This window comes from Rhizobium sp. SVR5-9E (genome assembly GCF_056755095.1).
The window spans coordinates 69,581-84,392 of record NZ_JBNDHS010000004.1; the positions used below are offsets into that span (position 1 = coordinate 69,581).

Consider the following 14,812-nt stretch of genomic DNA (forward strand, 5'->3'; position numbering starts at 1 on the left):
CAACGGGGCCGATCATACGCAAAACAAAAGCGGCCCCGAGACGGAGCCGCTTTCGACTGGCTTGATTAGGCGGTTCACGCCGCGCGGTACATCGCTGTCTCGGCGATGCCTTCGCCGTCGATCTTGAACTGCTGCACGAGGTGGAGAAGCGCATCCGCCTGGCTGGCAAGTTCGCGGCTTGCTGCCGTCGTTTCTTCGACCATCGCGGCATTCTGCTGGGTCATTTGATCCATCTGATTGACAGTCGAATTTACCTCCTGCAATGCGCTCGACTGGTCGTGGCTTGCGCGGGCGATCACCTCGACATGCTGGCTGATGGTGACGATCTGCTCGCTGATCTTTGCGAGGACCGTGCCGGTTTCCTGAACCGAGTGCGAACCGGAGCTGACTTCGGTCGTCGACTTGTTGATCAAGCCCTTGATCTCCTGGGCAGCAGCGGCGGAGCGCTGGGCGAGTTCACGGACTTCCATGGCGACGACTGCAAAGCCCTTGCCCGCTTCGCCGGCTCGCGCGGCTTCGATACCGGCGTTCAGCGCCAGAAGGTTGGTCTGGAAGGCGATCTCGTCGATGACGCCGATGATCTGCTCGATCTGGCGGGAGGCTTCCTCGATGCGGCCCATGGCGTCGATCGCCTTGCTGACGACGGTGGCCGAGTCATCGGCGCTGCGTTTTGCCTGGCGGACGATCTGGTCGGCATCCTTAGCCCGTTCCGCGGAAGAGCGGACCGTAACGGTGATCTCATCGACAGCCGCAGCCGTTTCTTCGAGCGAAGCGGCTTGCTGTTCCGTGCGCCTGGCAAGATCTTCGGCCGACTGGGCCATCTGGTTGCCGTTGCCCTGGATCATTTCGACGTTGTCGCGGATCTGGCTCATGGTCGCCTGGAGGCGCAGCATCGAGCCGTTGAAGTCTTCGCGTAGCTGTTCGAGACGGCCGATGAAGGGCGTGTCGATCGTCGTCGAGATATCGCCCTGCGACATGCGCTCGAGACCGGCGGCGAGTTCGTTGACCGCGAATTCTATCTGGCGGTCCATCTCGCGCTTTTCGGCATCGTTGCGCTGGCGCTCGTGTTCGGCGGCCTGACGCTCTTCGTCGCTCTGCTCTTCGATGCGGATCTTGGAGATCGCATTTTCCTTGAAGATGCCGAGGGCGCGCGCCATGTCGCCGATTTCGTCATGGCGCTGCTCGCCGGAGATATTCGTGTCCAGCGCACCATCGGCGATGCGGCGCATTGCGGCAGTGATCTGGCCGATTGGGCGCTGCAGCGTCAGCACCAGCGCAATGCCGCCGATGATGGAAAGCAGAATCCCGAGCCCGGTCGTGAGAACCGAGATACTGTTTGCCTGAGTGCGCTCCGTACCGGCCGTCTGCTTCTGAAGCTCGGCGAAATCGGTAAGCTTCATCCAGATATCGTCGAGTTCCTGGCGTGCTGCCGCATAAGCGCCGACACGCTGGCTGATTGTATCGACGATCTTCGTGCCGCTCGAAGAAATGTTGGCGAGCTCAGGCTTGATCGCCCCGGAGATGCCCTCGGCGAAACCCATCCCTTTGGCGCTGGCCGCCAGAACTTCAATGTCCTTGTCCAGGCCGTCGATCGCCTGCTGCAGCGCTACCAGATTGTCCTTGCTGGAATTCCCGAGGAAATCGGAAAGGGCGATCTGCAGCGCATAGACGGCGTTTTCCAGCGTGCGGGTGTCTTCGAGAACCGAGTTAGCCTGAGCGATACGTCCGTCGAGCTCGGCAAACTGCTGCGTGGCATCACGCATCTTCTGCGTTGCCGTCAGCTGCGTATAGGTGGAGGTCTGGCGGAAGCGGGAGACCAGACGGTTGAGGTCCGCGACTGTTTCGTCGGTCGGCGCAGCCGTCTCGGAAAGCGTCTTTATATCCTTGATCGTCGAAGCGATGGTATCGACCACGCTCTTCTGGCTGCCCGGCACGGAAATAGAGATGAGGCGCTGGGCATCCGTCATGCCCGGTAGCTGCTTCTTGATGTAGTCGATCTTGTCCTGTGTCGTTGCCGCCTTGTTGAAATCGGTGGCGATGCCGCCGAGGAAATCACCCCCCTTGAGAAGATGATCGGCGGTGCGGAGAATGGTCGTCGCCGCAGTCTCATCACGCCGGACTTTCGTCTGAAGCTCCTCAGCTTGATAGGAAACCATGAAGCGGGTGTTGACCAGGTTCTTTTGCGACTTGTCGATGGCCTTATGGAGGGCGACTTCCTGTTCGTGAAGAGCCCAGAGTTTGCCGACGACATCGGACACATCCTTCGTGCGCCGCGCAGCTTCCGCGAGGCTTTCACGACCGGAAGCATCTTCGCCGATCTGCGCGAGCGTCGCGTCCAGCACGCCCTCTTGTGTCTGGAGGTCGGCAAGCAGCTTGTCGCGCGACTTCTCATTTGCCGTGCGCAGGAAGTCGTCCATCGAACCGTAGAGATCCTTGAATCCGCTCAGCGACTGCAGAACGCTGTTCGATATCTCCATGCGCCCTTGCAGAAGTCCCGACGCGTAAAGGCCAGTCAGGCCAACCGCGGAAATGCTGATCACAAAGGGCAGAACGAAGATAAGTACCTTGGTCTTGATCTTGAAGCGCGAAAGGATCTTGTCAATAAACATGTCGGTTCCGGCCTTCCATACACACTCCTCCCGCAGGCCTGACGACAGCGCCTGCCGAGTGCATCTCGAGCTGATTTCTTGTGGACTCTGGGAACCCGACGGATCAGGCGGCAGTCATTGCCAATACGCTTCCGTAAGAAGGAAACGCCCAATATTCATCGGCAATTCTGACCGAACATCTATTAATATTCGGATAAGCGCTTAAGGCGGGATCAGGTATGCCGCGGGCAAGCATAAATAAGCACTGCGGCAGGCAAACGCTCTTCGTGAAATAGGATGGAAGAGATCAGATCGCGTGAGAGATCAGAAATGCGATCACGGCTGCGGTTGCGCCGGTCGCGAGCATCAGAAAGCGGAGGGTGACGAGCTTTGTATCAGGCTTGGCCTGAGCGATTGCAATGGCGCGGGCGCGTCGTGTGTTCCTGTTCATGCGAGAACCTCACTTCCTTCATAACTCAACAATCCACTAAAATGGCTTGCCGGTAAAGCTTAATTTAGGAAGCTCTTTCCAAACCACCATTGGGACACGATGGCGCACCCTTCTTAAGAAGTCTTGAATCTCTTTCTCCAGATTCGTGCCTATCTATAAGGATTCGCCAGCGGCAAAGCCCGAAGCCCAGGCCCACTGGAAGTTATAGCCGCCAAGCCATCCGGTGACGTCGACGCATTCGCCGATGAAATAGAGGCCGGGCACGCCCTTCGCCTGCATCGTCCGGGAATCGAGCCCAGAAGTATCGATGCCTCCAAGCGTCACTTCGGCCGTGCGATAGCCTTCCGAGCCGGACGGCTTGATCTTCCAGTTCTGCACGGCATCGCAAAGGCGGGCGAGTGCCTTGTCGGCAAGGTCGGCCATCTTGCCCGAGATGCCTTCCCGCTCCGTCACATATTGTGCCAGCCGTTTCGGCAGGATTTCGCCGAGTGCCGTCTGTGCCGACTGGCGGCCGTTCTCCTGCTTGGCTTTCTTCAGATGCAGCAGCAGATCCACATCAGGCTCGATATGGACGGCGATCTCGTCTCCCTCGCGCCAATAGGACGAGATCTGGAGGATTGCCGGTCCGCTGAGGCCGCGGTGGGTAAAGAGCAGCGCCTCGCGAAAGCCGGTTTTTCCATGCCGGATTTCGGAAGGTGCCGAGATGCCCGAAAGCGCAGCAATGCTTTCCAGCAAGATCGGATCGAGGGTCAGCGGCACGAGGCTCGGGCGGGTTTCGACAAGACCCAGCCCGAATTGCTCGGCGATGCGGTAGGCAAAACCCGTCGCGCCCATCTTCGGAACCGATTTGCCGCCGGTCGCCACGACGAGCGCGGCGCATTCATGTTCGCCATCGGAGGTCCGGATCCGAAAACCGTCACCGCTTTTTTCGACAGCCTGTATCTCAGTCTGCAGTTGCAGCTCAGCACCCGCAGCTCTCATCTCGTCGAGCAGCATCCGGATGATGTCCTTGGCGCTATCATCGCAAAAGAGCTGGCCGAGCGTCTTTTCGTGCCAGGAGATTCCGTGCCGATCGACCATGGCGATGAACTCGGCCGGGCTGAAGCGTGCGAGTGCGGATTTGCAGAAGTGCGGGTTCGCCGAAAGGAAGTTCTTCGGGCCGGCGTTGACATTGGTAAAGTTGCAGCGCCCGCCGCCCGAGATCCGGATCTTCTCGCCCGGCGCCTTCGCGTGATCGAGCACGACGACCGAGCGGCCGCGTTGCCCGGCGCGGATGGCGCACATCATTCCGGCGGCGCCCGCGCCTATCACGATCACGTCGCTCTTGCGTCTCAAACCCATTTTCCTCTGCGAAGGCGCCTTCTTTTTCCATCAGACGGCGAAAGTCAACGCCACCTCTCGCCAATTGCCAAACTCCGGTTATGATGGCCTTTCGATCAACGCGAACATGTGTGTCATGTCACCAAAAAAGACGACGCTGAAGCCTGCCAGAAACGTGCCTGCCTCCACGAAAATTCCTCCGGATCCCGGATCTTCGCGCGGTGTGGCAAACTGGAAGGAAGCGGCGCAGTGGCTTCGCGCACGTGGTATCGAGGACATCGAATGCATCACCCCGGACCTCGCCGGAGTTCCGCGCGGCAAGATGATGCCGACCTCGAAATTTACCTCGAATACGTCGCTCGCCTTACCCTCGGCGATCTACCGGCACACAATCTCCGGTGAATATCCGGAGGAGACCGAAAGCTTCCGTTACGAGCCGCGCGACAGCGACCTCAAGTTGATGCCTGATCTTTCGACGCTCTCCGTGGTTCCATGGGAGACAGATCCGACGGCGCAGGTGATCTGCGATATCGTCAATTCGGAAGGCGAGGAAGTTCCCTATACGCCGCGCAACCTCCTCAAGCGGATCATGGGGCTATATGCGGAACGCGGCTGGAAGCCGGTCGTCGCACCAGAGATCGAATTCTATCTGGTCGCCAACAACGATGACCCCGATTATCCGCTGCGGCCGCCGAAAGGCCGTTCCGGCCGCTCCATCCTCGGCGGTCAGGGCTACTCGATCGCCGGCATCAACGAATTCGACGAACTGATCGACGATATCTATCACTTCTCCGAGAAGCAGGGCCTCGAGATCGACACGCTGATCCATGAAGAAGGCCCGGCGCAGCTTGAGATCAACCTGCGCCACGGCAACCCGATCGAGCTTGCCGACCAGGTCTTCATGTTCAAGCGCACCATCCGTGAGGCTGCGTTGAAGCACGATATCTACGCGACGTTCATGGCGAAGCCGATGCAGGGCCAGCCAGGCTCGGCGATGCATATCCATCAGTCGGTCGTCAATATCGAGACCGGCAAGAACGTATTTTCCAATCCCGACGGATCGGCTTCGAAACAATTCTTCCACTTCATCGGCGGCATGCAGAAATACGTGCCGAGCGCACTTGTGATGCTGGCGCCCTACGTCAATTCCTACCGGCGCCTTGCACCGAACATGTCCTGCCCGGTCAACAACGCCTGGGGCTACGACAACCGCACGACGGCATTCCGCGTTCCGGTTTCCGATCCGCAGGCGCGACGCGTGGAAAACCGTCTGCCGAGTTCCGATGCGAACCCATATCTGGCGCTCGCCGCCTCACTGGCTTCGGGCCTCCTCGGCATCATGAAGGAGATCGAGCCCACGGCACCGACCGAAGACGCGGCCAACGAGGGGTCTATCGACCTTCCCAGGGGCCTGCTCGAGGCCGTGGCTCTGCTGGAAGACGAGCCGGCATTCGAGGAGGTGTTCGGCGAGGAATTCATCGGCCTCTATGCTGGCGTGAAGCGAGGCGAATTCGAGACCTTCATGCAGGTGATCAGCCCCTGGGAACGCGAATTCCTGCTGCTCAACGTATGAGGAGGCCCGCCTCATGACGGTGCAAGAGAACTGGCAGAGCCCAATCGCGCCCGGCGTTTCCTGGTATCAGGCAACGGTGGGCGAGCGGCCGACCTATCCCGAGCTCGATGGGTCGAAGACATGCGACGTCGCCATCGTCGGCGGCGGCTATACCGGTTTGCAGGCGGCTTACAACCTGGCAAGAGCCGGCGTTTCGGTTGTACTGATCGATGCCTGCCGCTTCGGCGACGGGGCATCCGGCCGCAACGGCGGACAGCTTGGCACCGGCCAGCGCGCGTGGCCGGAGGAACTTGAAGAGAAGATCGGTCACGAGCGTTCCAAGGCGCTCTTCGACCTTGCCGAAGCCGCCAAGAGACATCTCCTCGACTTCGCGAACGAGCATCAGATCGATATCGAGTTCATGCCGGGCCAGATGAATGTCTCGCATAAGGCGAGCTACAAGCGTTTCTATTCCGAGAACGCGGAAATCGCCGCCCTGCGTTACGACTATCCGCATCTGCGTTTCATGGATGCGGAGGAGACGCAGGAGCGTCTCGGCTCGAAGCGCTACTACTGCGGCGTGCGCGATACGGGCACCGGTCATATTCATCCGCTGAAATTGTTGATCGGGCTGGCGCGCGTTGCGGCCAATGCCGGGGCTGAGCTTTTCGAAATGACCAAGGCGACGGCCATCCGTCAAGGCAGCGGCAAGGTGACGATCGAAACGCCGAGAGGCCTGATCAACGCCGACCGTGCGCTGATCGCATGCAACGGCTATATCGGCAATCTGGAGCCGGTGACGGCAAGCCATGTCATGCCGATCCGCTCCTTCATCGGCGCTACCGTGCCGCTTGACCAATATCCAGCCGTGCTTCCCGGCGGCGAGGCCGTCGCGGACTCGCGTTTCGTCGTGCGCTATTTCCGAAAATCGAGGGACGGAAGGCTGCTCTTCGGAGGCCGCGAGGCGTACACCTCAGACAACCCGCGCGATATCAGCAAACATATCCGGCGCCAGATCGCCGAGATCTACCCAGCTCTCGAGGAGATCGAAATCACTCATGCCTGGGGCGGTTCCGTCGGCATAACGATGCCGCGCCAGCCCTTTGTGCGCGAAGTCATGCCGGGCGTTACCTCGATCGGCGGTTATTCGGGCCATGGAGTGATGTTGTCAAATTACTGCGGCAAACTTTATGCAGAAACAGTACTGGGAAAGTCGGCCGATCTCGAGCTCTTCAAGTCACTCGATATCCCGGCGTTCCCCGGGGGTGCGACAATGCGCGCACCACTGCTGTTCCTGGCTTTGTCATGGTTTGCGCTACGGGATAAGTTTTAACGCGATTGCGGGATTTCCTCGTTGGGCAATTCGCTCTAAAACCGGGAGCCGACAAATTCATCGCATCGAACGCTGGCTTTTTTAAATCGATTAGATTAAAAGGCCGCAACCAGCCTGATTGAGAGAAAAGCTCATGAGCAGCCAGATCATTCCCGTTGAACCCTTCGACTGCGTCGTCTTCGGCGGCAGCGGCGACCTTGCCGAGCGCAAGCTCCTTCCTGCCCTTTATCATCGCCAGATTGAGGCTCAGTTCACCGAGCCGACACGCATTATCGGCGCTTCGCGCAGCCCGCTTTCCAATGACGAATACCGGAAGTTCGCGCAGGATGCCCTCAAGGAGCATCTCAAAAAGGGCGAATATAACGAGGAAGAGGTCGAAAAATTCTGCCGGCGCCTCCACTACGTTCCCGTCGATGCACGGTCGGACGCCGGGTGGGATCAGCTCAAGAAGCTGCTCGATGAAGGCAAGGATCGCGACCGCGCTTTCTATCTCGCCGTCGCGCCGGCGATCTTTGGCGACATCTCGCAGAAGCTTGCCGAGCACAAGCTGATCACGAAGGCGTCGCGTATCGTCGTCGAAAAGCCCATCGGCCGTGATCTTTCCTCGGCACGGTTGCTGAACGACACAATCGGCCGCGTCTTCAAGGAAGAGCAGATCTTCCGCATCGACCATTATCTCGGCAAGGAAACGGTGCAGAACCTGATGGCGCTGCGCTTTGCAAACGCCCTTTACGAGCCGCTGTGGAACGCCAATTACATCGATCACGTGCAGATCACCGTTGCCGAGGCTGTCGGCCTCGAGGGCCGCGCCGGTTACTACGACACCGCCGGCGCATTGCGTGACATGGTGCAAAACCACATTCTGCAGCTTCTCTGCCTCACCGCCATGGAAGTTCCGGGATCGATGGATTCCGAAGCGGTTCGCGACGAGAAGCTGAAGGTGCTGCGCGCCCTGAAGCCGATCGATGCCTCCAACGTCGAACAGGTGACCGTTCGCGGGCAATACCGCGCCGGGGCTTCCGGCAGCGGCCCTGTCAAGGGCTACCTCGAAGAGCTTGAGGGCGGCGTATCCAACACCGAAACCTTCGTTTCCATCAAGGCCGAGATCAACAACTGGCGCTGGGCAGGCGTTCCGTTCTTCATCCGCACCGGCAAGCGGCTCGCTGGCCGCGTGTCGGAAATCGTCATCACGTTCAAGCCGATCCCGCACGCAATCTTTGATCAGGCGGCCGGACGCATCAGCCAGAACCAGCTCATCATCCGGCTGCAGCCGGATGAGGGCGTCAAGCAGTCGCTGATGATCAAGGACCCTGGCCCAGGCGGCATGCGCCTGCGCAACGTCTCTCTGGACATGAGCTTTGCGGAAGCGTTCCATGTGCGCAATCCGGACGCCTACGAGCGCCTGCTGATGGACGTTATCCGCTCCAACCAGACACTCTTCATGCGCCGCGACGAGGTCGAGGCCGCTTGGCAGTGGGTCGATCCGATTCTCAAGGGTTGGGAAACGACCGGCCAGCTCGTTCAGGGCTACACCGCTGGCACCTGGGGCCCGAGCCAAGCCATTGCGCTTATCGAGCGTGACGGCCGCACCTGGCACGACAACATTTAGGAGCACTAGCGATGGCCGCGACCATGCATGCTTTTGCCAATGCCGCAGATCTTGCCCGCAGCCTTGCGGACAAGGTGGTGGAGAGGCTTTCGGCCGCGATCGCCGCGCGCGGTGCGGCGAGCATTGCCGTGTCCGGCGGCTCGACGCCGAAGGCGTTCTTTCAGGAGCTGTCTACCCGCGATCTCGACTGGGGCAAGGTGACGGCGACGCTTGTCGACGAGCGCTTGGTCCCAGCCGACAATGATCGTTCGAACCACCTTCTGGTCGCGGACAATCTGCTGCAGAACAAGGCGAAAGCGGCGCGCTTCGTGCCGCTCTACCAGAAGGCGGGCTCCGCCGAAGAGGCGGCGAAGCTTGCGACTGTCGAGACGAAAGCGATCGGCAATCCGTTCGACGTGGTGATCCTCGGCATGGGTGGCGACGGCCACACCGCATCGTTCTTTCCCGGCGGCAACAACCTTGCCGTGGCGCTCGATCCGGCGACGCCGCGTGGCCTCATTTCCATGGAGGCGGAGGGTGCCGGCGAGCCTCGGCTGACCTTCACCTTCTCCAGCCTCCAGGATGCCGGGCTCCTGGTGCTCCATATCGAAGGCAACGGCAAGAAGGACGCCCTGACGAAAGCCGAAGGGGCCGGAGACGAGTCGGAGATGCCAATTCGCGCCGTTCTGCGGCGGGCAGTGACGCCGGTCGATATCTACTGGGCTCCGTAAGACCAAGCCTCCGGGCCGAGCCGCGAACGTACAATTTGAACAGCAACCAAGGCAGGATAACTCCCATGTCCGCTAACGCACGCATATCTGCGATCACGTCCCGCATTGTCGAGAGATCGAAACCGACACGCGAGCGATATCTCGAGCGCCTGCATGCCGCGGCTTCCAAGGGCGTCCAGCGCTCGATCCTTGGCTGCGCCAACCTTGCCCACGGCTTTGCGGTCTGTTCCCCCGCCGAGAAGGATGCGCTGGCGGGTGAGCGCGTGCCCAACCTCGGCATCATCACCGCCTATAACGACATGCTTTCGGCCCACCAGCCGTTCGAAACCTATCCAGCGATTATCCGCGAAGCCGCCGCCGAAGCGGGCGGCATTGCCCAGGTCGCCGGCGGCGTTCCGGCCATGTGCGACGGCGTCACGCAGGGCCAGCCGGGCATGGAGCTCTCGCTGTTTTCCCGTGATCTGATCGCCATGTCTGCCGGCGTCGGTCTCTCGCACAACATGTTCGATGCCGCGCTCTTCCTTGGCGTGTGCGACAAGATCGTGCCCGGCCTCGTCATCGCCGCGCTCTCCTTTGGGCACCTGCCATCGATTTTCGTTCCGGCGGGGCCGATGACGAGCGGGCTGCCGAACGATGAGAAATCGCGCGTTCGCCAGCTTTATGCAGAAGGCAAGGTCGGCCGCGCCGAGCTGCTGGAGGCCGAGTCCAAGTCCTATCACGGCCCCGGCACCTGCACCTTCTACGGCACCGCCAACTCCAACCAGATGCTGATGGAGATCATGGGCTTTCATCTGCCCGGTTCTTCCTTCGTCAATCCCGGCACGCCTTTGCGCGAAGCGCTGACGCGCGAGGCCGCCAAACGCGCTCTGGCGATCACCGCACTCGGCAACCAATTCACGCCGGCCGGCGAGATGATCGATGAACGCTCCATCGTCAACGGCGTCGTCGGCCTGCATGCGACGGGCGGCTCCACGAACCACACGCTGCATCTCGTCGCGATGGCGCGCGCCGCTGGCATCCAGCTCAGCTGGCAGGACATTGCCGAACTCTCCGAAGAAATCCCCCTGCTCGCCCGCGTCTACCCGAACGGCTTGGCGGACGTGAACCATTTCCACGCCGCAGGCGGCATGGGCTTCCTCATCAAGGAACTGCTGAAAAAAGGCATGCTGCACGACGACGTGCGCACAGTCGTCGGCCAGGGGCTTCAGGCCTACACGATCGACGCACGCCTGGGACACAACGGCACTGTCGTCCGCGAGCCCGCGCCGGAAAAGAGCCACGATTCCAAGGTGCTTGCCAGCATCGAAACGCCCTTCCAGGCGAATGGCGGCCTGAAGATGCTGCGCGGCAATCTCGGCAAGGCGGTCATCAAGATTTCTGCAGTAAAGCCGGACCGCCATATCATCGAGGCGCCCGCCATCGTCTTCCACAGCCAGCAGGAGCTGCAGGACGCCTTCAAGGAGGGCAAGCTGAACCGTGATTTCATGGCGGTCGTGCGCTTCCAGGGACCGAAGGCGAACGGCATGCCGGAACTGCACAAGCTGACACCGCCGCTCGGCGTGTTGCAGGACCGCGGTTTCCACGTTGCGCTCCTCACCGACGGGCGCATGTCCGGTGCTTCGGGCAAGGTTCCGGCCGCGATCCACGTCACGCCGGAAGCTGTCGAAGGCGGGCCGATCGCCCGTATTCAGGACGGCGACATCATCCGCCTCGATGCTGTCCGCGGCACGCTGGAAGTCCTCGTCGACGCAGCCACCATGGCGGAGCGTGAGCCGGTGACGGCCGATCTGTCCGACAACGAATTCGGCATGGGCCGCGAGCTCTTCGCCCCGTTCCGCCGGGCCGTCGGCGCCTCGGACCACGGTGCGACCGTCCTCTTCCACTGAAGAAAAAGCCCGCGACGCAATCGCGGGCTTTTTCAAGTGCAATGTGCTCCGATCAGCCGCGAACGTCGAGAACGTAATCGCGATGGGCCGGATGCGTGCTGTAGACGAATATCTTGTTCATCTCCTTCTGCGTCAGCATGCGCAGGAACCGCACTTCGATGGTGTTGTTGGCGTTTACCCGCATCAGCATGCAGCCGACTTTTGTGATGCGCGCATCCGGAATATCCAGATAAAACTGCTTTGGCAGATTGAACTGCGTCAGGAGGGCGAGCGTTGCGCTGCTCATCGAGATTCGGACGATATCGCAGCGGCGGGATGCCATGTGCATGACACCCTTTTCGGTATATTCGATGCGCGCTGCGTTCATCGTATCCTCCATTCTAAACCGCTGTTCGCGGTCGTACATGAAGGATTCTTCCTTGTTTAGAAAATGCCCTGGCGGCAATGGATTGGATGCACCCACAACCTTAATTCCCCTTAAAAAACGACAGGGAAAAACCTAGCATCGGTTGCTTAACAGAAGGTGATGATCGCATCCCTCAAGGCAGAAAGGAGCAGTCCGGCAATGTAGTCCTACTTTCTGTAAGTGTACCCCTCCGCATCGAAAAGATGCAGTTTCGACCGATCGGCGGCGAACCTCATCTTCTGACCTTTCTTTATGCCGGTTATTCCCGGAATCTTGACGATGATCGGCTCGCCCGGCACCAGCCCCTCGATATAAAGCAACGTCACTTCGCCGAGCGCCTCAACGAGCGCAACCTCGCCCTCGAAAAGGTAATCATCGCCATCGGCGACCTGGAGGTCTTCCGGGCGGACTCCGAAACTTGCTCTTTTGTCCTTCTCTGATCCGGCCGTCGGAATATCAAGCGTGACGGACTTGCCGCCGGTCAGCGTGACCCTCGTCGCGGCGCCGGTTTCGCTGATGGTGGCGGGAATGATGTTCATCGCCGGAGAGCCGATAAACTTTGCAACGAACAGGTTTGCCGGACGCTCATAGAGTTCCAGCGGCGCGCCGACCTGCTCGATGTGCCCGGCCGAGAGCACGACGATCCTGTCCGCTAGCGTCATGGCCTCAACCTGGTCGTGGGTGACGTAGATCATCGTCGTGTCCGCCATCTGCTCACTAAGGCGGGCAATCTCGATACGGGTCGCCACGCGCAGCGCTGCGTCAAGGTTCGACAGCGGCTCGTCGAACAAAAAGACTTTCGGATTGCGGCAAATGGCGCGGCCGATGGCCACGCGCTGGCGCTGGCCGCCGGAAAGCGCCTTGGGGAGGCGGTCGAGGAATTTGGTGAGTTGCAGGGTTTCGGCGGCGGCTCTCACACGCCGATCGATCTCCCTTTTATTCTCGCCGGCGATCTTCATGCCGAAAGCCATGTTGTCGAAGACCGTCATATGCGGATAGAGCGCATAGGACTGGAACACCATGGCGATCCCGCGCTTCGACGGCGGGACCTCGTTGACGAGCTGGCCATCGATGTACATCTCCCCGCCGGTGATCTTCTCGAGGCCTGCAATCATGCGCAGCAGCGTGGACTTGCCGCAGCCGGACGGTCCGACGAAGACGATGAACTCGCCCTGATTGATTTCCAGGTCGATGCCGTGAAGCACGTCCACGGCCCCGTAGGATTTGCGGATATCCTTTAACATAACTCCAGTCATCTGATCCCCTCCCGATTCCTTATGCAAGACGGGCGAAATACGCCCCCCAAGCCGGAATATCGATCCTGTCGCCATAGTTGTTGCTGGTGAAGCCGTGTCCCGTCAGCGCCTGCCATTCTCCCATTGGCAAGGTGACGTTGGTTTCCGCCGGGCTCATATTGAAAATGCAGAGCAGTTGTTCGTTGCCGTATCTGCGCGTGAAGACAAGCGCCTCGCCTTGCGGCGGCTCGAACTCGATCTCGCCCTTGGCGAACGCCGGATACTGCTTCCGGAAGGCGAGGAAGCGGCGGTAGTGCTCAAGCACGGAGTTCTCGTCGCCCTGCTGCACGCTGACGGCGCGCAGGATGTGCTCGACCGGCACCGGCAGCCACGGCTTGACGGTCGAGAAGCCTCCTTGGGCGACCTGACTGTCCCACACCATCGGCGTGCGGCAGCCGTCACGGCCCTTGAATTCCGGCCAGAACTGGATGCCGTAGGGGTCCTGCAGGTCCTGATAGGCGAGGTCAGCTTCCGTCAGACCAAGTTCTTCACCCTGGTAGAGGCAGACGGAACCACGCAGCGTCAGCAGCAGGGAAGCATAGTGCTTCGCGAAGGCGTCGTGATCCGCAACGAGCGAGCCCCAGCGGCTGACATGGCGCATGACGTCGTGATTGGAAAACGCCCAACAGGCCCAGCCGTCGGGGGCAGCAGCACCGAAATCCTTCATCACCTCTTCGACGCGCTCCGGCGCAAGCGGATCGGGAGAAAGAAACTCGAAGGCATAACACATATGCATCTTGTCGTTTCCGGACGTGTATTGGCCGACGATTTCAAGACCCCGCTGGCTGTCGCCCACTTCGCCGACGGCTGCGATTGCCGGAAACTCTTCCAGAACGGCGCGAAAGCGCTTCAGGAACGCCAGGTTCTCGGGCCGGTTCTTGTCGTAGAGGTGTTCCTGGAAATTGTACGGGTTGACTGCCGGCGCGGTCGAGGCATTGCGGCGTTCCGGCGCCAGCGCGGGATTGTCGCGCAATTCCTTGTCGTGGAAATAGAAGTTGATCGTGTCGAGGCGGAAACCGTCGACGCCGCGCTTCAGCCAGAAGCGGACGACATCGAGCAGCCGGTCCTGGACCTCAAGATTGTGCAGGTTGAGGTCTGGCTGGGAGGTCAGGAAGTTGTGCATGTAATACTGCATGCGGGTGGGATCCCAGGCCCAGGCAGAGCCGCCGAAAATCGACAGCCAGTTGTTCGGCGGCGTGCCGTCCGGCCTTGCATCGGCCCAGACATACCAGTCCGCCTTTGCATTCGTCTTGCTGGAACGGCTTTCGACGAACCAGGGGTGCTGGTCCGAACTGTGCGAGATGACGAGGTCGATCATCACCTTGATCCCGAGGCGATGGGCCTCGGCGATCATCGTGTCGAAATCCACCAGCGTGCCGAAGATCGAATCGACGTTCTCGTAGTCGGAAACGTCGTAGCCGAAATCTCGCATCGGTGAGGTGAAGAACGGCGAAATCCAGATCGCGTCGGCGCCGAGGCCAGCGACATGCGGCAGGCGGGCGGTAATGCCCTTTAGATCGCCGATGCCGTCGCCGTTCGAATCCTGGAAAGAGCGCGGGTAGATCTGATAGATCACAGCGCCGCGCCACCAGTCCTTGTCGACCGTTAAATCAGGTTGGGATTGCATGCTCATGTTTGTTCCTGTGGGATATGCATATTCAA

General features: G+C 60.3%; 11 protein-coding genes. 5 read left to right on the forward strand and 6 right to left on the reverse strand.

What is annotated here, in order from left to right:
* Positions 1 to 74: 74 nt before the first annotated feature.
* The 3 genes from ACPYOJ_RS03795 to ACPYOJ_RS03805 all read right to left on the reverse strand — a co-directional run bounded on the left by ACPYOJ_RS03795 (position 75) and on the right by ACPYOJ_RS03805 (position 4,380).
* A complete protein-coding gene (locus ACPYOJ_RS03795) occupies positions 75 to 2,609 on the reverse strand; it encodes a methyl-accepting chemotaxis protein (protein WP_481415061.1) in 2,535 nt (844 codons plus the stop codon).
* Between the two features lie 286 nt (positions 2,610 to 2,895).
* Positions 2,896 to 3,039: a hypothetical protein gene (locus ACPYOJ_RS03800; RefSeq protein WP_481415062.1), complete on the reverse strand. Its 144-nt coding sequence runs from the start codon at positions 3,037 to 3,039 to the stop codon at positions 2,896 to 2,898.
* A gap of 153 nt (positions 3,040 to 3,192) precedes the next feature.
* Entirely contained in the window at positions 3,193 to 4,380 is a 1,188-nt protein-coding gene (locus tag ACPYOJ_RS03805; protein ID WP_481415063.1) for a BaiN/RdsA family NAD(P)/FAD-dependent oxidoreductase, read from the reverse strand.
* Positions 4,381 to 4,495: 115 nt separating this feature from the next.
* Here ACPYOJ_RS03805 and ACPYOJ_RS03810 point away from each other — a divergent pair, with 115 nt between their 5' ends.
* The 5 genes from ACPYOJ_RS03810 (at position 4,496) to edd (ending at position 11,449) form a co-directional block, all read left to right on the forward strand.
* On the forward strand, positions 4,496 to 5,932 hold the full coding sequence (locus ACPYOJ_RS03810; RefSeq protein WP_481415064.1) for a glutamine synthetase family protein: 1,437 nt from the start codon (positions 4,496 to 4,498) through the stop codon (positions 5,930 to 5,932).
* Positions 5,933 to 5,945: 13 nt separating this feature from the next.
* Complete coding sequence (locus ACPYOJ_RS03815) at positions 5,946 to 7,244, forward strand: NAD(P)/FAD-dependent oxidoreductase (protein WP_481415065.1); 1,299 nt, start codon at positions 5,946 to 5,948, stop codon at positions 7,242 to 7,244.
* A gap of 133 nt (positions 7,245 to 7,377) precedes the next feature.
* Positions 7,378 to 8,853, forward strand: coding sequence for a glucose-6-phosphate dehydrogenase (zwf, locus tag ACPYOJ_RS03820; RefSeq protein WP_481415066.1), 1,476 nt, complete (start codon positions 7,378 to 7,380; stop codon positions 8,851 to 8,853).
* A gap of 11 nt (positions 8,854 to 8,864) precedes the next feature.
* A complete protein-coding gene (gene pgl, locus ACPYOJ_RS03825) occupies positions 8,865 to 9,563 on the forward strand; it encodes a 6-phosphogluconolactonase (RefSeq protein ID WP_481415067.1) in 699 nt (232 codons plus the stop codon).
* A gap of 65 nt (positions 9,564 to 9,628) precedes the next feature.
* Positions 9,629 to 11,449, forward strand: a complete 1,821-nt coding sequence (gene edd / locus ACPYOJ_RS03830; protein WP_481415068.1) for a phosphogluconate dehydratase — start codon at positions 9,629 to 9,631, stop codon at positions 11,447 to 11,449.
* A gap of 52 nt (positions 11,450 to 11,501) precedes the next feature.
* Here the strand turns inward: edd and ACPYOJ_RS03835 are convergent, their stop codons facing one another.
* From ACPYOJ_RS03835 to bglA, 3 genes are all read right to left on the reverse strand, one after another.
* Positions 11,502 to 11,855, reverse strand: coding sequence for a hypothetical protein (locus tag ACPYOJ_RS03835; protein ID WP_481415069.1), 354 nt, complete (start codon positions 11,853 to 11,855; stop codon positions 11,502 to 11,504).
* 167 nt (positions 11,856 to 12,022) lie between these two features.
* Positions 12,023 to 13,111, reverse strand: coding sequence for an ABC transporter ATP-binding protein (locus ACPYOJ_RS03840; RefSeq protein ID WP_481415070.1), 1,089 nt, complete (start codon positions 13,109 to 13,111; stop codon positions 12,023 to 12,025).
* A 19-nt stretch (positions 13,112 to 13,130) separates the two neighbouring features.
* Positions 13,131 to 14,783: a beta-galactosidase BglA gene (gene bglA / locus ACPYOJ_RS03845; protein ID WP_481415071.1), complete on the reverse strand. Its 1,653-nt coding sequence runs from the start codon at positions 14,781 to 14,783 to the stop codon at positions 13,131 to 13,133.
* Positions 14,784 to 14,812: the final 29 nt, after the last annotated feature.